This is a genomic window from Vibrio sp. 10N.261.45.E2 (genome assembly GCF_002875705.1).
Classification (GTDB): domain Bacteria; phylum Pseudomonadota; class Gammaproteobacteria; order Enterobacterales; family Vibrionaceae; genus Vibrio.
On the sequence record NZ_MCZZ01000127.1, the window covers coordinates 1 to 21,906 of the forward strand.

The following is a 21,906-nucleotide window of genomic DNA, read 5'->3' on the forward strand; positions in this document are numbered from 1 at the left end:
ATGAACCATAAAAAAGCCATAGCATGTTCGCTATGGCTTTCTTATTTCAATTTGATTACTTGGTTTGAGTATCCAGCATCACTTGCCAGTATTCACACTTTGCCAAGAACTCTTTTAAATAAAGCTCTGGGTTAGCGAGCTTCTCTCCGCCTTTAACGTCAGCTCCAGTCACACGCCAAAAACCACGAGTGACTAAGTTTCGATGATAAATAAAATCGTTGATTTCATTGGTCTGCAAAGGAAGTTGCTCACCAAACGCTTGTTCGTATCGGCTCAACGTCGAGGCTTGCTCGCTTGGCTTCTCTCTTAAAAAAGTATCCAAATCCAAACCTAATGACTGTTGCTGCTCTTTTGGTAGAGCTTTAGCTAATTTAGAGATAACACTAAACAGAGCCAACTCAACTTTTTGAGACGCTAATAACGACGCACCTAAAAGCGCATGTTCATTGGAAATGTGTTGCTCTGTTGATGAAACGGTTGCTGTTGTCACTGTGTTAACCTCAAATAATCATAACGGGTGTTACTGAACTGGATAGAGTCTTTTAATTAAGCTGGATCTTGAGCTTGTCATTAAGAAGAATCTTTTAGCTAAGCAGAGTCTTTCAACTAAGCAGAATCTTTTAGCAGAACGCGGTCAGCATCAATAATGGTGAAGCCCGATGCATCTTCATTCTTTTCAACTTGCACTAAACCTTTAAAACCAATCTGCGACAACTTCTGCGCAAGTTGATCCGGTGCTGTTTCAAAAACAACATTCATAAAAGGCAAAGACTCAGCATCAACAAAACCATGCTCGTTAAACAGCTCCATTGCTTGAGATAAATGGTCTGAGTCGGTTAATTCGATAATTTCTACAACTTCTTCCAACAACATTTTCGATTCCATATTCGCCAGAAAGTGACTGACACAAGCCGATTATCTTGCTTGCATACATCCCGATGCCCATAGACACCCCTTTAGTAGTAGGGAGATCATAACATATTAATAATCGTAAAATATGTTTTATTTTTCCTAAGCTATTGGGAATATTAGAAAACAATAGAAAATGGTGAAACATAAGCAACACCAATCGATATCATCGAGAACAACAACTCTAACTTGAGGTGATCAGGCGACCGTTACTTGAGAGTTGCTCGCTTCCACGATCGATTCCTTCAACAAGCCGGCATAGATACCATTGTGAGCCACCAGCTGTTGATGATTACCTTGCTCAACAATTTCACCCTTTTCCAACACCAAAATCGTGTCCGAGTGACGAACGGTACTTAAACGGTGTGCAATCGCAATCACTGTTTTTTCCTTGAAAAGGCGCTGCATTGCTTTTTGAATCAGGTCTTCGGTGATTGAGTCGACCGAACTGGTCGCCTCATCCAGCATCATCAATTGACCACCCTGCGCAACCGCTCGGGCGAATGAAATAAGCTGTGTTTGCCCCACAGACAGGTTGGCTCCATTTTTTTCCAAACAGAAATCATAACCTTGAGGGAGTTGTTCAATAAACTTATCGGCATAAACATAACGTGCCGCTTGCTCAACCTCAGTTCTAGATAAATGTGTCTTGCCCAATGCGATATTGAATTGGATGGTCTCTTCAAACAAGTGCACATCTTGCATCATCATTGAGAACAAATGAGCAGAGTCTTCGCTTGAGATCTGTGACAGCTCAATTCCATTCAACAGAATGCTGCCTTCATAATCTTGATAGGTTTTAGAGATCAAACGCAGAATCGTCGACTTGCCAGAGCCCGTCGAACCCACAAGTGCGATTTGATGCCCTTTCTCCAATACAAACGAGACATTCTTTAGAACGTATGGAGAATCGTCTTTGTAACGGAAGCTCACGTTCTTAAACTCAAGGCTCACAAACTGTTCTAGCTGTTTTTCAACCTTGTTAGAGGGCAGCAGATTACGTCCTTCCTCTTCAGTCGGCTCAACAAACAGCTCTTCAATATGATCAAACGCTGCAAATGAACTCTGAATTGAAGCGATCTGCGAAGTAAAGTCGCGGATAGGAACAAACACTTTCTCTAAGGTGTTGATGAACGCAATCAACACACCCAAGGTAAGTGCCCCTTCTATCACTTGCTCAGAGCCATACCAGATCATAACTGCGATGGTGATAGAGGTGATGCCAGAGATAAACGAGAACAAAATCGCATCGTATTTATTTATCTTCTTCTGCGCTTTTAAAAACTCATCGGTATAGCCTTGGTAGCGTTGTTCTACTTGCTTTTCCGCTCGATACATCTGAACGGTCTTCATACCAAATAAGACTTCTTGCAGAAAGCCAATACCGCGAGCGAGTGAAGAACGAGTGACCTTATATAGAGCGCGAAGTCGGTTTCTCACATACACCGTCAAGTACATCACTGGCGGCATGATAATCAATACAATCATCGTTAACTGCCAATCAATGAAGAACATCATCACCAAAAGAGCAATGGTATTAATGCTGTCTTTAACGAGTCCCACAACCGACTGAACGAACGTCTCGCCGATGGTTTCCAAGTCACTGGTTAGTCGTGAAAGCGTGACACCAATCGGTGTGTTATCAAAATAGCTGCGTGGGAGTTTAAGCACGCGAGCAAACAATACTGAGCGCATGTCAGTTATCGTATATTGCCCCGTTTTACGCAGGTTATATGAATAAGTGGTATCCACCACATAGCTCGCCACCAGCACGACAACGAGATAGAAGACGTACTCAAGCAATCCATCCATATCGCCATGACTCAGTTGTACATCGATCACTTGAATGATCAGCCAAGGGAACAACAAACTCGTGATAACAGAAAGAGGAAGCATCGCGATACCCAGAATCGCAGAGCCTTTGTATTTCTTAGCAAACTTAAAAAAGTGCTTGAGGTACTTGAGATCAACACCTTTTAACATGCTGCAGCCTCCGTTTCATTCTGCTGTAGTTGCCATGTATCGTAATAGTAATCACACGTTTTCAATAACGTGGCGTGGTCGCCCTTCGCGATCACTTTGCCTTCGTTCAACACGATGATTTCATCCATATATTCAAGGGCATTCACGCGGTGTGAAACCACAAGAACGGATTGGTTTTCCAAACGCTTAAACAAGCCTTCCAAGATTTTGCGTTCTGTTTCATAGTCAACAGCCGATAGCACGTTGTCCATGATGATCAGATCGGTGGGTTGTAATAAAGCGCGAGCAATACTCAAGCGCTGCTTCTGACCACCTGACAACATGATCCCTTTCTCACCAACCAAGGTTTGATCGCCATGTTCAAAACGAGTGACGTCACTGGCCAACTGGCTAAGCTCCAGTACTTCATCCACCTGACTCTTTGCCAAATCCGTATCTAAGCTACCAAAACGGATATTGTCTTCGACGGTTGCAGAAAACAGATAAGGGTCTTGAGTCACGGTTTTCACGTAACGGCGCAAGTCACTGCGCGAGAAGCTTGTGACATCTTTGTCGCCAAGGAAAATTGTACCTTTGGGTACGTCTAAATGGTGGTTCAAGCAGTTCACTAATGTCGTTTTTCCTGCGCCGATTCCACCTAATACACCCACTTTCTTACCTACTGGAATATCGAAGCTGATGTCATCGAGAATGACACGTTCTTCACCTGAATAGCTAAAGCTGAGGTTACGAACAGAAAACGTTTTTCCTTTGAGCAATTCAACATCTCGCTCAGACAGTTTGCTTTCATCAAGCTCTGGCACTTTGGCGTTAAGTATGGTTTGTGCACTTTGAATACCGACCATGCCACGCTGATAAATGGTCGCAATTCGGCCAAGCTGCATCAGCGGCATAGCGAGCAACACGGAGTAAGTTAGAAAAGCGGTTATCTCACCAAGTGTGAGTTCCTGCCTCATCAACATGAAACCACCCAGACCAAGAATGATAATTTTCATCAGGTCATTGGCATAATCGAGCACTGGCATAAAGAAGACTTGGATACGAGTGATCTTAAGACGACATTCAAGCAATAGCTGATTAAGCTTTTCAATTTCCGCCTTCACCCAAGGAGACATCTGTTGGCTCTTAATCAAATCAATCCCAGATAAGTAACTCATCAACTGAGCAGATAAGTTTTGTAGGCGTTTCATGTGCTCTAAATGCAACGTTTTCATACGCTTGAAACCCACACGGAAGATCACAAAAGCGATTGAGATAGGAATAATCGAATACAGTGTGAGTTCAGGCGATATGCGCCACATGTAAAGAGGCGTCAGCGACAAAGCAAGCAATGCATTGAAGAACTGCAAGAAACCGACACCAAACATCAGTCGAATACCACTAAGGTCATTATTGATAATCGAGATCAATCGACCTGAAGCAAAGCGTTCGTGAAAACTGCTCGGTAAGCGATTCAGCTTTTGTAAAAGGGTGCTTTTGAGCGCAGCCTCTGTAATTCGCCCCGGATTAAGCGCATAAATACGAGACAAAATCCTCACTACCACCATTGCAACCGACATACCAACGACAATCCAAACATAAGTTTGAAGCTGTTGGTGGCCTGTTGAAGAGGCATCATCAATCAAATCTATCGCCAATTGAATATAACGAGGGATCTCTACTTGTAACCAGTTGACGAGGAAAATGAACACAATCGCGAGTAAGTACGAGGTGCGATTCATGCGCAGGTAATGGGCAACAAACTGTCTTTTATTCATAGTATTCTTTGTTTAGGGCAGGCTCACAGCGAGATTTAGCGACATGACCGGGCAGTATAACTAGATAGGGCCATCGCTGAGGTAAAGATACATCAAAAACACTTAGTTGACAATATCAACCATATTTAATACTTGATTCCGATATGACATTTTCGCATTGCTAGAAAAAACTTTGCCGCCAAAAATGGCGGCAAGTATTTTACTGATTAAGAACGGTGGCTTTAAAGAACAACGTCTACCTGATCATTGTCGATGTCGATTGAACGTTTTACTTCGCTTCCCATTGCTGATGGATACCACACCTCAACCCAAACTTTATCGACATGGTTTGGAAGAAGCAGCGTTGTTGAGAAATCGCTACTGTCGTTAATTGGAACTCTCAATACTTGGGAGGTGTAATCGACGACATCATCGTTAAAATCAGTGTAAAGACTCATAAAGCCCCTTGAGCTTTGTGAGCTCGCAACATCCACAGTCACTTTCACTTCTCTCTCGGTTGAAAAATCAAAACCTTCGGGTATCGACAGCTCAACTGACTTCATTGCAGGAGCTACACTAGACGTCACTGTTGTATTGCTCACAGTCGTTCTGTTACCTGACGATGGCCCATTTGATGGTGGTGCAACAGAACTAGGTGTTGAAGCGGTTGAGCCACCACCACCTCCTCCACCACAAGCGGTAAGGAAGATGACAGTTACACTGGTTAGCATTAGGTTGGTTAATTTCATAAATCCTCCTTGATTAATCTTCAGTTGACCACGTTTTTTCAGAATTCGGGTTCTGATACCACGTTGGTTTCGAGGTACCACCAGAGGTCGCCCATTCGGCAAATTCTGGGTAAGCTTCACTGATATCGATGTACTCTGATGGATGATTCCAAGGAGATGAAATTAAGATACCCCAAGGCATGTTTTGTGTAGTTCGGTAGTACTTATCGCTAGATGGATCTGAATCGTCTTGTGCAATACCGTAGAAGTCACTGACTAACGTGCCACGTGACGTTGGTGGGAAATCGGCTGTATGGATTTCCAAGTCTTTACCCGGCGATGTAGCAAAACTATCACCGTGATATTGGCCTTCTCCCGGACCGAAGATGAACGGGTCAAAACCACTCAATGGCATCAGTGAACTTACTGTTGGCTCACTACCAGAAGCAAAAGGTAAAGAAATGCTGAATGTCATTTGGTCAGCTTCTAAACTTGGACTGCAAGAAGGGTTAGTGCGGTGGAACATACACTCGCCGTGAATCGGCAGATCATTTTTTAGATTCAACGAAGCAACCACTACAAGATCTCCACCTGGTGATGCTACGCTCTTATCCTCACCAGTAAATGGCGAAATATTAACTCTTGTCGCGCCATTCTTTTGCACTCGAGCCGTTTGAAGATCGATGTCTGACTCAGCAAAACCATCAAGCTTCCACCCCAAACCATTACCGTAAGAAGCGCCGTATGCCATTATGGTACCCGTAATATCCATTCGAAGTACGACATCGTCCTTACTTAAAATGGTTGTGCGGTAATAAACCACAACGTCATTTAGGTCGAAGTCACCCACTTCAGGCCAGTTATCCTCGAAAGCCGCGGTGTAGTAATTTGAGTGTTGAACTGTTGTGCCAGGATCAGTGACATTGAACACGTAGTCCTCAACTTCACCATCGCCAACGTAACCGTCGCTTGGAATATTAGGGCTACTCGCTAGACGGAATCGGGTTTGTACTGCACCAACGGCAGCATCGTCACCTACTCGAATCGGGACAACTTGACTTCCATCGACAACTGAATGGTTTTTCAAAATTTGCTCATCATCTTCAAATGAGCCATTCATATCCCAATCAGCCCAAGCTTGCAGGTAGCCGCTCCCCACAACATTGACATTAATCAGGCTGTCTAGGCCGATTTCCAGATTCGTCAACAATGCGACACCGTCATCATCGTTTCCACCAACATCTAAATCGTCACCGTTTGATGACGCGCCAGGTTGACCATCACTATCGGCATCAATACTAGCGCCTAAATACAAGGTCGAAGAGATAGCATGCTCAGCACCGTTGCTCGCTTGTAACGTCCCATAGCTATTAGGAGCATCACCAAAGTCGGATTCGTCTGAACTTTCAATAGGCGTAGTAAAGCCGGTCAAGTCCCAGTTTCCATCAAATGCTGAGAAAATCGGATTCGGAAAACTACTACTGCTGCTCGTGACTGTTTCAAATTGCAGCGTAACGATGGACGTATTTTTGTAGGTAAATTTAACCGCACCTGATGTGTCAGTTTCGGAATAGTTCGTACCAGGGCCTGTGAACAGCACCGATGTTCCATCAGCACTCTCTTCGGCAGTCAAACTCGCGCTAGCACCACCAAGCTGGTAACTGTAGAAACCTTCACTTTTAAATACTCTGACTTGCTCAGACTGAACAGGTTCACCATCAATGTCGTAACCGATCATATCGAACTCGGGCAACGTGTAAGGTTCAGAGAAGGTACCAGATAGGCTATCAGTCCCATCATAAAATTCGAAAGTGTAGATGAGCCCCGCAGAGCCCGCTGAATTAGTTTGATACAGGAAACCAATGTCTCCAGACGGCTGGGTTGAACCCTCTTTGTAATTTGGAGCATGAAACACAAAGGTAGCATCACCGAAAACGCTACTCGATACCTTGGCGTCAATGATCTTTCCATCGTGTGTACCAACGTTGAGAAAGTGCATTACTGCTCCATCGTAGGTTGAACCTGCCCATCCGCTGCTACCATTCGTAGACTCTATATGGTTGGAGAAGTCCAAATCCACCGACGTTGCGTAGGTTGGGACACTGACTGCTGCCGTCAGGAGATATATAACTTGCTTGTATTTCATAGTAAACCTCGACTTCTTCTTCGCATGAGCGATTTCCTTGAAAAGTACGTGAACTCTGAACGGCAAGTTAAAAATCTTAGTTAACCCTGAAACGAAACAATCTATATGTTCAATTATTGGTTTCGTGCCGATAAAGCGAGTCGCCTCAAGTAAAAAAGCAAAAGAGAAGCCAAGTTTTCATAAACTAAAAATAAAGTTTAACTCTATGAAAAATTAGGATTATTTTATTAATTTAAATTTCCAATGAGATTAATACGATCTTTTCTTCAAAATAAGAATCAAATTGATGGAAGGTCAGTCAACTTGAAAGACAGTGAGATCGAGCTGCGTTTAACGCTTTGTGGAAACGAAGTAGATTTGTTGAGAAAGTGGAGAAATATTGATTAAACACGCAAACTTTAGCGTTCAGAAAACGAACAGAAGTTAGGAAGTAAAAAGGTAGGAATTGTCATTCGCTATAGTTAGCAAAACTGTTTAAAAGTTGGTGAACTTTAAACAGTTTTAACAGTTCAAATCTTCAATTTTACTCGCTTATCTATACAAAGCTTTACCATAAACGAGCTATTTAATTGCAAGGTATTTGATGTGAAGAGCTAGGAGTTACAACATTTCTTTTGCGATTAGGTGGAGTAAAAAGGTTTCACGCTCAATACTCATCCCCTTCTTAGGGCTCTCTGCCATCGTCTTTTCGTTGTGAGCGATAGCTTCATGGATATTCATCCACACCGGTTTCATTCCGTTTTTCACTTCATAGTCTTCGTAGGCCGTTTCACCAAGCTCGCGATCAATTTTGCATGAGTAGCAGTAAGAGATCATATGCATTATATCTGCATCGTCTTTATACCAAGGGCGAAACTCTTCAAAAATACCGAACGGCTTGATGCTGTGGATATTCTTAGCGCCAGTCTCTTCTTCTAGCTCACGAACCATACCTGCGATCACATCTTCCCCTTCATCCAAACCACCACCGGGAATGGTGTAGTCGTGGTAACGCTCTGTATAAAGCATCAGAATATCTTCCCCATCTAACACAATGGCACGGGCAGCGTTACGCTTATAGACCGTTTTATTGTCTAGGTGATCGATATCAGGGTGGATGGTTGTTTTAAGGTGTCTCATGATTCTGACCGCTCTACTAAATTTGGCGGCATCATATCATAACCATCAATAGATTCGAGGTTCACAACCTCCAACAAGAGCTTATCGGACGGGGATGTTCCAACTGAACCTTGAATCAACTTAGCTTGATCTAGCACTCAAAAAGTAGTTAAACATGGAGAAATATCAACCTATTTCAATATCTTGACCAAATTAGAACAACCTTTTCTGAAATCTAAAATATACTAATTTCATAGAGCTTCTCATTTGGTTCTGTAGAACTTTAACGTATTTACTTATCGAGTTATCACGTAGGAGATAAACATGAAGAAAATTGGTTTGATGGCTGTATGTGCCGTTGTATTAGGCGGTTGTGCAAACGACTATGCAGAATATAGCGAAGGCCAACGTGTTTCAGTCGCTAATCCAGCAGCGGTTTATTGTGTTCAACAGGACGGTGAACTAGACACGGTTACTGAAAACAATCAACGTACAACTTACTGTGTATTCGATGACGGTGAGCGCATTGAACAGTGGGAGTACTACCGCAATAACCATGAGCAAGAAACTGAAAAGTAATCACTTCTCTTACAGGTTTCCAATCTCAAAGCTTTAAAGCCCTCCCCTAAAAACTCAATTATGTTACGTAAACTGCCTGCCATAAGGCAGCGGTTTACCGTACATATACACCAATTGAACACTGTTTTATTTCTGACACAGCTCTGACATTAGCCTAACTTAGGCCGATAGAATGCCCGCCTGTTACAAAATTTTACACATAGAATTATTATGAAAGTCCAATCAAAAACGAAAGAACAAACTCAAATGTCATTTGAACTGCCAGAGTTCACCCTTTCTCAGTCGACATCTCAAGTGATCTACAAACGCTGCCAAACCGCTCTCGTTGTTTTAGCTATTGGTATTGTCGCAAACCTTGCGCTTCGAATTGATTTCGTATTGTTGAATGGCAATCTTGGTGAGATCTCGGTGACCGAGATGCTACAACAGTTACTGCTTATTATCGCGTCTGGGTCTTTTGCTTATCTAGCAAGAGAGAAACGCGAAGTTAAGCATGCAGCTATGCTCATCAGTGCATTTTTCAGTGTGATGTTTATTCGTGAAATGGATTTTTGGTTTGACAAGATCGTACATGGCGCTTGGGTTGTCCCTGCCCTATTGGTTGCTGGTAGCGCAATCTTCTATGCGATTAAAAATGGTAAACGAACCATTGATCAGCTTGCACTTATTCTTGCTTCCCCACACATGAATCTACTCGTTACTGGTGTAATGCTACTGTTGGTGTTCTCTCGCCTATTTGGAATGGGCAGCTTCTGGCACAATGTCATGGGTGATGATTACGTTCGAGCGGTTAAAAACATCGCTGAAGAAGGCACTGAGCTTCTAGCTTACTGTCTGATTGCCTTTGCAAGTTTAAAGACCGTTATTGGCATCACGAGAAAGAAATAATCATCTATCGCCACCAGCGAGGCGTGTGATCCGATTCCGGATCTAAATAACGATTCAATAAAGTCAGGTTAGTATCTAGTAGAGCTAAGTATCCCCTGACTTTTTTTATGTCTGTACCCACTGACGTTTGCTGGATACAGCTCTCCAATACTGGGAGTAAAGTGTCTACAATTTCAAAGTTAGATGAACGCCCGACGAGTTCTTTTGCAGCTATCAGTGCTTCCAAAGACAGTCTTTCTGGCTCCCGCCTAACCAACTCCAAATCTCGCTTAAATACACCCGCACAAACACCTTCAAGATAGACTCGGTAGGTCGTCAGTACATCCATTAATAAAAACAACTGCCCTTGAGCACTTTCATGAGGGTATGGCACCGCAACATGAGCCTCTAGCTGAGGATCTATCTGTAAATCTACCCCAAGTTCTGAGCACTTCTCGACGAGGACCTTAAGTAAACCCTGTTCGTCCATTAGCGTTTGAATCTCAAATATGCGTTGTAAGTGATAGTCATTAGAAACGAAGGTCACCTGTACACTCTGTCCGCGAGTAAATAGCCCGCTTGCAATCATCTCTGAGGCCAAGTTTTGAATGTTCTCGACAGTGTTGGTTGAGTGCTGCTCAAGTAAAATAGCCCTTAAGGAAAACGGATGTTCACGTTGATTTTCGAGCTTTCTAAAATACTGATGCATTGCGTCCGCTTCAGAGAGAGTTTGTCCTTTTGTTACCCCACCACAAAATGCTACGGCAGTTTGCGGGCTCGACTCTTCTGCCAAAGGCTCTCCCAGATACTCAACTAAAGCATCAACTCGACTGATTCCTTCATCAGTCAATTTATTCTCATTAAGTCGCTTACCCAGCACAATAAGGAGGTGATTAATGCTCATTTTATGTTCAAGTCTCGTTTTGGCGGTTAGATGAAGTGAATTATGTATACAATACTTGTTAACAAAAGTATTTTGAAATTCTTATATGTTGCTCGCAATAATGCTCACTGTTGATAGCGACATCTTAGGTAATACGAGAATAGACGTGTCGCTTTTAAAGCAAACATAGCACGCTCTTGTATTTCATCGCCTTACGCTTGTTAACACGAGTCTCAACAAAAGAGGCGTTTCAAGCAAAGACGCAGCTCAATCGAAGAACTGTTTCACTCAAAGAAGTGCAACTCAATACAAATTTTACACAGAGTTCGTTCATCGAACCGTCTTCACAGGAAGTTACTATGCTGTCTATTTTTGATATCTACAAAATTGGGGTTGGGCCGTCCAGCTCCCACACAAATGGACCAATGATCGCTGGGTTTAACTTTACCCAAAAAATTGATGCTCAGCTTAAACAAGTGAATCGCATTCAAATCGACTTATACGGCTCGTTATCATTGACGGGTATTGGCCACCACACAGACAGAGCGACGTTGTTAGGTTTACTAGGTAACCGTCCTGACACCATAAAAATTACTAGCGCTAACCAAGCAATGCGCAAGGCAATTGAAGACAAGTCTCTATTGGTGAGCGGTAACCATGAAATTCATTTCGATGTAGAGAGCGACCTACTCTTCCACAAAACCAACCTACCCCTGCATGAAAACGGCATGACCATCTCTGCCTTTGACGAGAGTGGCAGCCTTCTGGATATGGAAACCTACTACTCGATTGGTGGTGGTTTTATCGCGACTGCTGATGAGCTTCAGAATGGCAAGCAAGAGTCAGAAACACAAGTTGAATTCCCTTTTACCTCTGCCGATCAATTGCTTGAATTATCTGACCAGAATGGACTGAGCCTTGGTGGCTTAGTCCTGCGCAACGAAGTGTCATTCCAAGGCATGGATGTGATTGACCAGAAAGCCGACCAAATTTGGAAGGTGATGTCTCTGTGTATGCAGCGTGGTTTTGACACCGAAGGTATTCTTGATGGCGGTCTAGAAGTAACACGTCGAGCACCAGCTCTTTTGAAAAAGCTTGAAGCAAATGCCGCCATTGAAAACGATCCAATGGAGATCATGGATTGGATTAACTTGTTTGCCTTTGCCGTGAGTGAAGAAAACGCTGCAGGTGGTCAGGTTGTAACATCACCAACCAACGGTGCTGCTGGAGTCATCCCTGCGGTCTTAATGTACTACCACCGCTTCATTAAAGAATTGGACACTAAACAGCTTAAAGACTTCTTGGCAGTGTCTGGTGCTATCGGCATCTTATACAAAACCAACGCTTCGATTTCTGGCGCAGAGGTGGGTTGTCAGGGTGAGGTTGGCGTATCTTCATCAATGGCTGCTGCAGGCTTAACTGCCCTACGTGGCGGTAGTAACGAGCAGATCTGTATTGCTGCTGAGATTGCGATGGAGCACTCACTTGGTATGACCTGCGACCCAATTGGCGGGCTTGTACAGGTGCCGTGTATTGAACGTAACGCTATGGGGGCGATGAAAGCCATCAACGCATCACGTATGGCGTTGAAGCGCACCAGCAAGTGTCTTATCTCGTTAGACAAGGTTATTGAAACCATGTACCAAACAGGTAAAGACATGAACAAGAAATACCGTGAAACGTCTCTTGGCGGCCTAGCCGTGATCCACATGGCACCACCGTGTGAATAACAGACAAGAACACGAGTGGAGAAAGCCTCTATAGAGACGGCATTCATGTAAACTTAGTTTTCAATATCTCAACAAAGCCAGCTGCCAAGCTGGCTTTTTTATTGGCAAGAATCCTACTGCTAATTGAAAGTGATACTTACTCAAAAGCATTTACCTTATGGCTCTCGCTAATTTTCCCTTTAATAGTTCATAACTTAGCCACAAATAAAGTCGGTTAATTTTTACACAGACACGCATCCACTAGCAAAATCTAATATTGCAAATATCATTCATGAGAAATATGAATGCACTCATAAGAAAAGATATATCGAGCAAAGTCCGGTTTGGGACACATGTTTCAGTTTATGTATTACCAGCAATGGTATTATAATTGGGTAATTACACTACATATTAATACTAATGTGAGAATAAAATAATGTGGAATAGATTAAACAAATCAATGATGTTCTGCCAAATGATGTTCGGACTTTCGTTCTATGGCGTCATGGTGATCTTGACTCGTTTCTTCCTTGAAGACCTTAACTACAATGAAGCCGACACCATGATGGTTGTTGGTGCGTTCTCTGCAATCGGACCACTGTTTGCTATTGCAGGTGGTTTCATCGCTGACAAATTCTTAGGTGCGTACCGTTCTTTAACCATCGCTTTTTTAGGATTCGCGAGCGGTTACGTTTTACTGGTACTTGGTGCTGCAGCAACTAATGTCCCGATGGCATTATGTGGTATTGCGTTAGCAAGTTATGCTCGTGGTTTGATGTCCCCTTCTTACCCAAGTCTTTACAAACGCACGTTCAAAACTCAAGAAGACTTTGAGAACTGCTACCCAATCAACTACTCAGTGAACAACATTGGTGCTCTGCTAGGCCAATACCTGTTCCCGATGCTGGTGCTTGTTGTTGGTTTCCACGGTGGTTTCCTTCTGTCTGCTGTTCTAGCGGGTGCTGCGCTTCTTATGATGATCTTTGTTCGCAAAGGCCTTGTTGAAGCAAGTGCGGAGATCGACCAACAACCAGTAAGCACTAAAAACTGGGCAGCGTTCCTTGGTCTTTCTGCCGCAATGATTGGCTTGGTTTTCTTCATGTTCTCTAACATGGATATTGGCCAAAACATCGTTTACGCAATTGGCGGTGCAGCGATCATCTACTTTGTCTCTTTGATGATGAAATCGAAGAAGTCAGATATGCTGAAAATGGGCACTATCTTAATCATCACATTCCTAACGACATGTTTCTTCGTGTACTACGGCCAAATGATGACTTCGATGACAATGGTAGCTATCAACACAATGCGTGGCGATCTATTCGGCTTCATCCCTGTTGCACCAGAAGCATCAATGGCGATGAACCCGCTATGGTGTATGGTTGCGGGCCCGATCATCGCGGGTATCTTCTCTAACCTAGAAAAGAAAAACATTAACTTCTCTACTGCAACCAAAGTAGGTTTCTCGTTCATCCTGACGGCTATCGCTTTCGGTATCCTTACGATGGCAGTAACAACAGTTGGTGATGATGTTCTGATCCGCCCAGAAGTATTCCTAGCGATTCACTTCTTCCTAGCGTTTGGTGAAGTGATTGTAGGTTCAATGGTTGTAGCCTTCATCCTGTCTGTTGCGCCTAAGCACATCGAGAACTTCTCTGTAAGTTTGTTCTCTGTTGCTATCGCACTGTCAGGTATTGTTGGTGCGGTATTCTCAACGTCTATTGCACTAGAAAAAGGTCAAGAAATCACACAAGAGATCGTGCAAACGGTTTACGGTGATTACTTCCAAATGCTGACTGTACTTGCGGTCGTGATGGTAGGTATCGCAATGGCTGCATCGTTCATTATTCGTAAGATGCTTGAAGCTGCGAAAGCCGCTGACGAAACGATTGAACTAGAACAAGCAAACAGCTAATTTTACTCATTTAACCACGTTTATCCTAAGAGCCCTTTAGTTTTCTAAAGGGCTCTTTTTTGTCGCTTCCGTTTCAGAATAGAATCTATCGCATCAATTTGGCTGTGCATGTGTAAATCAAAGTAAATGATAACTATTAGTATTGAGTGTTTTTTAGTTCAGGATTATGATGTCAGAATCAAAACCTAAGAGAACCTTATATGAGCAAGCCTAGCCCTATCACATTAACCGTTACTCAAACCTCAACAATTACTCCAAACATGCAGCGTCTAACGCTTAGCGGTGAGGGATTAAGTAAATACCCAACAGAATGTGCCGGTGGCTACATCAAGCTTTTATTCTCGCCACTTGGCACGACTGATTTAAGCCAACTGACTGAAGGCGAGCGCCCAACCATGCGCACTTACACTATTCGTCAGTACAACCCTGTAGAGCAGTGGATTGAGGTTGATTTCGTACGTCACATTACTACAGATTTACAATGTGGTTTTGCGGCTCGATGGGCAATGAACGCAAAAATCGGTGACACAGTTTCAGTGGCTGGCCCAGGTTTAATTCAAGGGTTAAACCTTGAGTCGGATTGGTTCTTCTTAGTTGCGGACATGACATCCCTACCTGCTCTTTCTGCAAAGGTAAAAACGCTTCCAGAAACGGCGACGGGGCACGCTGTCATTCAAATCAATTCCGCAGCAGATAAACAAACACTTGAAGCTCCTCAAGGAATCAAAGTAACTTGGTTGATTGAAGATGAAACCTCAGAATCACTTTCACAAACTGTGCGCAACATAGAATGGTTAGAAGGTCAGGTGTCAGTATGGACAGCGTGTGAGTTTGAAAGCATGCGTGAACTGAGACAATACTTCCGCAATGAAAAAGAAGTAGAAAAAGAGAACATCTACATCAGTAGTTATTGGAAGCGTGGCGTCACTGAAGATGGCCACAAAGTATTGAAACAGCAAGATGCTCAAACTTTAGCAGGTTAAGTCTTTAATTAAATACAGCTTCTTACTAGATAATTAGAAACGCCCTTAACGAAATTCGTATCGCTAAGAGCGTTTTAGTTTGAATCCGATGAAGAGCAAGGCTGAAATGTAAAATTAAATACTCTCACCCACTTCGATCTCATAACCGAGATCCAGCTTAGCCACCCATTCTTTATTACCTTGTAAACGCGCGACAACTTGTTGTGCAGCGACTTTACCAATCTGCTCCCTTGGTGTTACCACGGTCGCCAAACGAGGCGTCATCGCCACTGTAATGTCGTGTCCGTGGAAACCTGCAATCGCCATCTGCTCTGGTACTTGAATACCACGACGTACACATTCGTAGAAAGCACCGATTGCTAAATCATCGTTGGTACAGAAAATGCCATTCACTTCAGGGGACTTCTCTAGTAACTCACCAATCAGTTTCGCACCAAGAGTAAACGAGGACGCGTCTTCAGTTTGCAGTGTTACTGGCGCTTTGTCGGCTTCTTGCATCGCATGTTCGTATCCCGCCATTTTTAAGCGAGTTCGCTCATCCATACGAGCGGCTAAATAAGCTATATTGGTGCGTCCTCTGTCGAGCATGGTTTTGGTCATTGCCCTAGCCGCTTCGAAGTTATCAAAGCCGACGGCTTGTTCAATTCTTGGCGATACCGAGTCCATAATCTCAATCACAGGAATCGAAGCTGTCTGTAGCATCTTACGCGCTCTGTCGGTATGCACATTCTCAGATAGAATAATCGCATCCACATTGTATGAGAGCAGCGAAGCGATGCTTTGCTCTTCCAGTTCTGCGCTATAGCCATAGTGGGCAATCATGGTTTGATAGCCCGCAGGCGCGGTAACTTGTTCAATACCACGGATAACTTCGGCGAAAACTTGGTTAGTTAACGAGGGAACAAGAACACCGATAGCATTACTTTTAGCGTTGGAAAGGATGTCTGGTGCACGGTTAGGGATATAGCCCAGTTCATCGACTGCGGCGTTGATCTTGTCTCGTAGCGCTTCTGATACTTGAGAAGAATCTCTCAGACAGCGACTGACGGTCATTTTGGTGACACCAACTAAGTTGGCAACATCTTGTAATGTGGGACGTTTTCTCTTATTCGACATAGTATTTAATTGTTATAGTTATGAATTATGTTACTGGTAACAGTGTATCCAACTGACGTGGAATTTGAAGTCTAATTTAGTAAAATATTGATATAGCGTCATAAATACAAACGCCCTCAGTAGAGGGCGTTATTGATTATTTAAGCGTTAACTTTTACTTCTGTTCTTGGGGGCTGGCTCCAAGTGACATGGAATTTTTCAGCCTCATCTCTATCGACTCGCGAATAAGTGTGGGAGCCAAAATAGTCACGTTGCGCTTGCAATAAATTCGCTGGTAACACTTCACAACGCAACGAGTCAAAGTAGCTTAATGCTGAACTGATTCCCGGCATCGGCACACCATACAAAGCGGAATTAGCCACGGCAATACGCCAAGCAAGCTCACGCTCTTCCACTTGTTTGATGAAAGCCTCATCAAACAACAGGTTCGTGAGTTCGCGATTTTGTTGATAAGCCGACGTGATGCTTTGTAAAAAGGCCGCGCGAATAATACAACCCGCTCTCCAGATCTTGGCTATTTGAGTGAAGTCGAGATTCCAACCCTCCTTGTCTGACGCTGTTTTCAACAAATCAAAACCTTGAGCATAAACAGACAGCTTAGCGCAGTAGAGTGCGTCATGAAGCTCAGAGACGACCTCCACTTTATCCAACTGGCTGACATCCGCAATATTGCCTTTTAGAAGCTGCCCCCCTTGAATACGTTGTGATTTTTGACCACTCATCGCACGAGCATAAACTGCCTGTGCAATGGTTGGTGTTGGACAACCCTCTTGTAGACTATTAACAGCCGTCCACAGTCCAGTACCTTTCTGCCCGGCTTTATCTAGCACAACATCAACAAAAGGCTTCCCAGTAACAATATCGTCTTGCTGAAGAATGTCCGCGCTGATCTCCATTAGGTAGCTATTGAGAACACCGTTATTCCACTGTTCAAAGACTTGGCCAATCTCTCGAGCTGGCATTTCCAGAACATCACGCATGAACTGATACACTTCGCAGATGAGCTGCATATCGGCGTATTCAATGCCGTTATGCACCATTTTTACATAGTGCCCAGTGCCAGAGGGGCCAACATACGCAGCGCACGCTTCACCCGCTTCAAACTGAGCAACAGGCAAACCGTTCGCATCCACTTTCGCAGCAATCGCTTCCCACATCGGCTTCACATACTGCCATGCTGATGGGTCACCACTGGCCATCAGCGCAGGGCCAACACGCGCTCCTTCTTCACCACCAGACACTGCGGTACTGAAGAAACAAAGTTTACCTTTATAATTCTGTTCACGCGTCTCGGTATCAGTCCATAAGCTGTTACCTGTATCGATAACAATATCGTCGCTCTCCAAACCTGCATCAAGCAGATTATTCACGACGATATCGACAGGTTTCCCTGCAGGAACCGATAACGCGATAACACGTGGTTTCGCTAAGCCCTGTAATACATGTTCAAGGCTATTGCCTTTTGTGAACCGCCCTTTACCTTCAAACGTCTCATTGAGTTGCTTAGCTTCCGCACAAGCGCGATCAATGTTGTCGATGTTTAGATCGAAGCCTGCAACGTTAAAGCCGTTATCCAATAGGTTGAGTGCAAGGCTTTTACCCATCACTCCTAAACCAATCATCGCAATGTCATTTTTTGTCTGAGTCATGGTTTAGCCTATCTGTTTAATTTGTTTGAGTGCACTTTCTACTACCTGTTCGACATCTTGTGAGATATCAACAAACAACGCCTCGCGTTCATTCGGTTCAACCAAGGTTGCGAACTGGCTTTTCAACATTTCTTGACCATTAAAGTAATGGTTTTCACGCGCTTTATGGCGGTTCCAAATGGTGTCGAAGCTACCTTGTAGGTACACGATAACTAAGCCTTCATTGTTCCTTCTTAGAATATCGCGGTATTGCGGTTTCAGTGCCGAGCAAGCAATCACAGCACTTGGTTGTTCAATGTATTGCTTGTTGAGTGTTTCTAGCCACCCTTGACGGTCTTCGTCAGTCAGCGGAATACCTTTGCGCATTTTTTCTACATTGCTTTGCGGATGGAAGTCATCGCCATCAAAGAATTGGAGCTCTAAAGCCTGTGCAATACGGCTACCAATCAGGCTTTTTCCGCATCCAGATACGCCCATTACGAGTATTTTTTTGCTTTTCATAAGGCAAGCCTTCCCTAAGCCCCAACCAAAACTGGGGCTGACAATCGAATCTAATAGTTAAACTTGTGTTGCTGCTGGTCGGTTCCTGAACGTTAAATTTCGCTCTGGAACCTTCGTTGTTATTGCCACCAAAGCGCGAGCTGAGGGAAGATAATAACCAGTGCCAGAACTAATACTTGAAGTGCTATGAACGGCAGTAGTGAAGAGAAAATCTCACCTAAGCTGATGTCTTTCGGTGCTACCGATTTCAAGTAGAATGCCGCAGGGCCAAATGGAGGTGACAAGAAAGACACCTGCATGTTTAGACAGAACACAACACCAAACCAAACTGGGTCGAAACCAAGACCAGTAATGATTGGAACGAAGATTGGCATTGTTAGAAGTGCCACACCTACCCAGTCAAGGAACATACCTAGGACCAGCAAGATAGCCATCATGATTAGCAGTGTTACTGTTGCGTTGCCGCCACTGAGTGCAAGGATGGTTTCTTCAACAAAATCAATACCACCCATCAGGTTGTAGATACCAACCAGAGCACTTGCACCGATACCGATCCACATGATCATGCCGCAAGTACGCATTGTTGCGATGGCACTCTCTTTCAACATGTTGAAGTTCAGTTCACCACGGATTAGTGCACTGATCATGATACCAACCACACCTAAAGCAGACGCTTCTGTTACTGATGCGATACCTGTGTAGATACTGCCTAGAACCGTTGCGACTGATAGCAGTGGGAAGAACAGCGCCTTGAAATAGCTAGGCTGATTCGCGATGTCTTCCTCTGTTTCATCATCACTCGGAATAGGAGCAAGAGACGGATTTAGCTTACAACGAATCAATACATAGCCGATGTAACAACCCGCGAGGATAAAGGCTGGTAAGAAAGACGCTTTAAACAAATCACCAATTGATACACTCGCTTTCATGCCATAGATGATCAGTACGATACTTGGTGGAAGCATAGTGCCTAGCGCACCACCAGCACATGTTGTTCCGATCGCAAGCTTACGGTCATACCCTAAGCGAAGCATCTGTGGCAGAGCAAGAATACCAAGAAGAACGGTTTCTCCACCGATAACGCCTGACATTGAAGCCAATAGAACCGCAACTAATAATGTTTGTACCGCAACACCACCTCGAACCTTACGGCCGACAGATTTCATTGCATCAAACAAATCACGAGCAATGCCCGAACGGTCTAGTAAAGCAGCCATCAATACAAACATCGGTACTGCGAGGAACACATAACCAGAAGCAAAGCTGTAAGTGCGACTTGCGATCAAAGGTAATGCATCTGGGCCAAACCAGCACAGAGTGAAGAAGATCGCGACGAAGCCTGTTACGAACGCAAGCTGCATACCCGTTAGTAGTAAGCCAATCATCATAATCAGCATGAGCAAACTGCCCCATGCGATACCAATAGAAGATAAATCAAACATCGTCATTCTTCCTTAGACCCATCAACTCTTGGATTAGGTGCAATACAAACTGGACAACAAGAACACACAAAACGACAAAGATCAGGCCTTTCAGCAGCGCAGGATAAGGCGCGTTTAACACTGAGCCTGATGTTTCAAGGCGAAATTCGCCCCATGGTGCAAACCACGCTTCTTCTGCAGTGAAGTAAGCCGCGTAAGCAAGCATGCCAGCAAAAGCCAAACCAACAATGTGGTGAACAAGATTAAGATATTTACGTGTTTGGTTAGAGACTGAATCGTAGATAAGAACCACACGTACATGCTTATTCGCGGCAAAAGCATAAATGCCACCAATAATGAATAAAGAACCACCGATAAAAGAAGCTGTTTCATGTACCCATGTGGTCGGGGCATCAAATGCATAACGCATCACAACTTCGTAAAATGAAATCAATACAGTAAAGATAAACAGCCAGCTAACGAGATTACTGAACTTTATAATAAGACGATCAAGCACGTTTCTTGGCTGTTCGTCGTTTTCAGCTGGGGCGTGGGGGATTTTGTCTGTCATGGGCCAAATTTCCTGGGAGAATACGGGAGAGCAATGCCCTCCCCCGTCAGTAAGCTAAGTTTAAGTTACAGTAAGCCGTTTTCTTCTAGGAACACAGTCACTGAGTTATAAACTTTCTGTGCGTTATCAGAACGCTCTGCGAAGACTTTCCACTGACCTTTAGCGATTTCACGGAACTTCTTACGTTCTTCTTGAGACCAGTCGTGGATAGTGATTTCTGGGTTCGCTTGTGCTTCTTTAACTGCCGCTTGGTCAGCCATCTTCAGCTGAGTCGTCATGTCGTAAGAGAAGTCACGAACTGATGTTTGTAGAATTGTTTGTAGATCAGCAGGCATCTTGTCCCACTTCTTCTGAGAAACAGAGATATCGATCAACGGCAGCGAGTGGAAGCCAGGTTGAACTGGGTGTGTCGCAATGTCGTTCATGCCCGCTTTTTGATTGGTAGAAAATACCGTGTAGTCAGCAGCATCAATTACGCCCTTGCTTAGACCAGTAAAGACTTCAGAGCCAGGTAGGTTTACAGGTGTTGCACCTGCAGCGGCAAATACTTGTTGAACTAGACCTTCTGGTGCACGCAGTTTAAGACCTTTCAGATCATCAACACCGTCGATTGGCTTTTTAGAGATGAAAGACTCAACACCTGTTGTTGAAGCACCAACGAACTGAACACCGTAAGGCTTGTAAAGCTCAGTCATTAGCTCGTTACCACCACCGTAGTTCATGTACTGAAGCAGTTGTGTTGTGTCTGACCATGCGCCAACCATGTTGCCGATAAGGCCGAATGCTGGATCTTTACCAGAGAAGTAACCTGTTGCTGTGATATGACCATCAAGGATGCCCATCTTGATCGCGCCCAGCGTTTCCGTGTGTTTAACCACAGCGCCTACAGGCAGAAGGTCGATGTCGATACGTCCGTTAGACATCGTCTCTACACGCTCAGCCCACTTCTGCTGAACCTTGAAATTCAAATCACCAGATGGATCTGAAGATTGAATCTTAAGTTTAAAGTCTGCAGCCATTGCTGATGTAGCAAATAGGCCAGTGAGGGAAGCAGCAATCAGCGTTTTAGTCAGAGCTTTCATTTGGGTATCCTTATGAGTTTCACAGAGTCC

Annotated in this window: 19 protein-coding genes; 5 read left to right on the top strand and 14 right to left on the bottom strand. The window is 43.9% G+C overall.

From position 1 onward, the window contains the following. Positions 1 to 55: 55 nt before the first annotated feature. The 7 genes from BCT34_RS12910 to BCT34_RS12940 form a co-directional block, all read right to left on the bottom strand. Positions 56 to 490, bottom strand: a complete 435-nt coding sequence (locus BCT34_RS12910) for a hypothetical protein (RefSeq protein WP_076652125.1) — start codon at positions 488 to 490, stop codon at positions 56 to 58. A 116-nt stretch (positions 491 to 606) separates the two neighbouring features. After that, positions 607 to 873, bottom strand: coding sequence for a hypothetical protein (locus tag BCT34_RS12915; RefSeq protein ID WP_076652122.1), 267 nt, complete (start codon positions 871 to 873; stop codon positions 607 to 609). Between the two features lie 234 nt (positions 874 to 1,107). Next, complete coding sequence (locus BCT34_RS12920; protein WP_076652119.1) at positions 1,108 to 2,892, bottom strand: ABC transporter ATP-binding protein; 1,785 nt, start codon at positions 2,890 to 2,892, stop codon at positions 1,108 to 1,110. Further along, entirely contained in the window at positions 2,886 to 4,649 is a 1,764-nt protein-coding gene (locus tag BCT34_RS12925; protein WP_076652117.1) for an ABC transporter ATP-binding protein, read from the bottom strand. Before BCT34_RS12925 ends, BCT34_RS12920 begins: the two co-directional genes overlap by 7 nt. Before the next feature lie 221 nt (positions 4,650 to 4,870). Continuing rightward, entirely contained in the window at positions 4,871 to 5,377 is a 507-nt protein-coding gene (locus BCT34_RS12930; RefSeq protein WP_076652114.1) for a hypothetical protein, read from the bottom strand. A 13-nt stretch (positions 5,378 to 5,390) separates the two neighbouring features. After that, complete coding sequence (locus BCT34_RS12935; RefSeq protein WP_076652111.1) at positions 5,391 to 7,502, bottom strand: LruC domain-containing protein; 2,112 nt, start codon at positions 7,500 to 7,502, stop codon at positions 5,391 to 5,393. Between the two features lie 600 nt (positions 7,503 to 8,102). Next, the gene (locus tag BCT34_RS12940) at positions 8,103 to 8,621 is read right to left on the bottom strand and encodes an NUDIX hydrolase (RefSeq protein WP_076652109.1); all 519 of its coding nucleotides are present in this window, start codon (positions 8,619 to 8,621) and stop codon (positions 8,103 to 8,105) included. A 303-nt stretch (positions 8,622 to 8,924) separates the two neighbouring features. On the opposite strand from BCT34_RS12940, the gene BCT34_RS12945 reads away from it, so the two are divergent. Continuing rightward, complete coding sequence (locus tag BCT34_RS12945; protein WP_017079683.1) at positions 8,925 to 9,179, top strand: DUF333 domain-containing protein; 255 nt, start codon at positions 8,925 to 8,927, stop codon at positions 9,177 to 9,179. A 210-nt stretch (positions 9,180 to 9,389) separates the two neighbouring features. Next, positions 9,390 to 10,067: a hypothetical protein gene (locus BCT34_RS12950; protein WP_076652106.1), complete on the top strand. Its 678-nt coding sequence runs from the start codon at positions 9,390 to 9,392 to the stop codon at positions 10,065 to 10,067. A 4-nt stretch (positions 10,068 to 10,071) separates the two neighbouring features. Here BCT34_RS12950 and BCT34_RS12955 read toward each other — a convergent pair whose 3' ends face one another. Further along, positions 10,072 to 10,950 carry a YdcF family protein gene (locus BCT34_RS12955; RefSeq protein ID WP_076652103.1) on the bottom strand — a complete coding sequence of 293 codons (879 nt, stop codon included), beginning with the start codon at positions 10,948 to 10,950 and terminating at the stop codon, positions 10,072 to 10,074. A gap of 338 nt (positions 10,951 to 11,288) precedes the next feature. Between BCT34_RS12955 and BCT34_RS12960 the strand changes: the two genes are divergently transcribed. The 3 genes from BCT34_RS12960 (at position 11,289) to BCT34_RS12970 (ending at position 15,536) form a co-directional block, all read left to right on the top strand. Continuing rightward, positions 11,289 to 12,659 carry an L-serine ammonia-lyase gene (locus BCT34_RS12960; protein WP_076652100.1) on the top strand — a complete coding sequence of 457 codons (1,371 nt, stop codon included), beginning with the start codon at positions 11,289 to 11,291 and terminating at the stop codon, positions 12,657 to 12,659. Positions 12,660 to 13,074: 415 nt separating this feature from the next. After that, positions 13,075 to 14,553: a peptide MFS transporter gene (locus BCT34_RS12965; RefSeq protein WP_048669525.1), complete on the top strand. Its 1,479-nt coding sequence runs from the start codon at positions 13,075 to 13,077 to the stop codon at positions 14,551 to 14,553. 200 nt (positions 14,554 to 14,753) lie between these two features. After that, complete coding sequence (locus tag BCT34_RS12970) at positions 14,754 to 15,536, top strand: siderophore-interacting protein (protein WP_076652097.1); 783 nt, start codon at positions 14,754 to 14,756, stop codon at positions 15,534 to 15,536. Positions 15,537 to 15,650: 114 nt separating this feature from the next. On the opposite strand, the gene gntR is transcribed toward BCT34_RS12970, so the two are convergent. From gntR to BCT34_RS13000, 6 genes are all read right to left on the bottom strand, one after another. After that, positions 15,651 to 16,652, bottom strand: coding sequence for a gluconate operon transcriptional repressor GntR (gene gntR / locus BCT34_RS12975; protein ID WP_076652095.1), 1,002 nt, complete (start codon positions 16,650 to 16,652; stop codon positions 15,651 to 15,653). A gap of 140 nt (positions 16,653 to 16,792) precedes the next feature. Continuing rightward, positions 16,793 to 18,301, bottom strand: a complete 1,509-nt coding sequence (gene gndA / locus BCT34_RS12980) for an NADP-dependent phosphogluconate dehydrogenase (RefSeq protein ID WP_076652092.1) — start codon at positions 18,299 to 18,301, stop codon at positions 16,793 to 16,795. A gap of 3 nt (positions 18,302 to 18,304) precedes the next feature. Next, positions 18,305 to 18,802 (bottom strand): gluconokinase, encoded by a 498-nt coding sequence (locus tag BCT34_RS12985; RefSeq protein WP_076652089.1) that lies wholly within the window; start codon positions 18,800 to 18,802, stop codon positions 18,305 to 18,307. A gap of 119 nt (positions 18,803 to 18,921) precedes the next feature. Further along, a complete protein-coding gene (locus BCT34_RS12990; protein ID WP_076652087.1) occupies positions 18,922 to 20,244 on the bottom strand; it encodes a TRAP transporter large permease subunit in 1,323 nt (440 codons plus the stop codon). After that, complete coding sequence (locus tag BCT34_RS12995; protein ID WP_048612933.1) at positions 20,237 to 20,794, bottom strand: TRAP transporter small permease subunit; 558 nt, start codon at positions 20,792 to 20,794, stop codon at positions 20,237 to 20,239. The genes BCT34_RS12990 and BCT34_RS12995 overlap by 8 nt, the downstream gene beginning before the upstream one ends. 65 nt (positions 20,795 to 20,859) lie before the next feature. Beyond that, positions 20,860 to 21,876 carry a TRAP transporter substrate-binding protein gene (locus BCT34_RS13000; RefSeq protein WP_060981577.1) on the bottom strand — a complete coding sequence of 339 codons (1,017 nt, stop codon included), beginning with the start codon at positions 21,874 to 21,876 and terminating at the stop codon, positions 20,860 to 20,862. Positions 21,877 to 21,906: the final 30 nt, after the last annotated feature.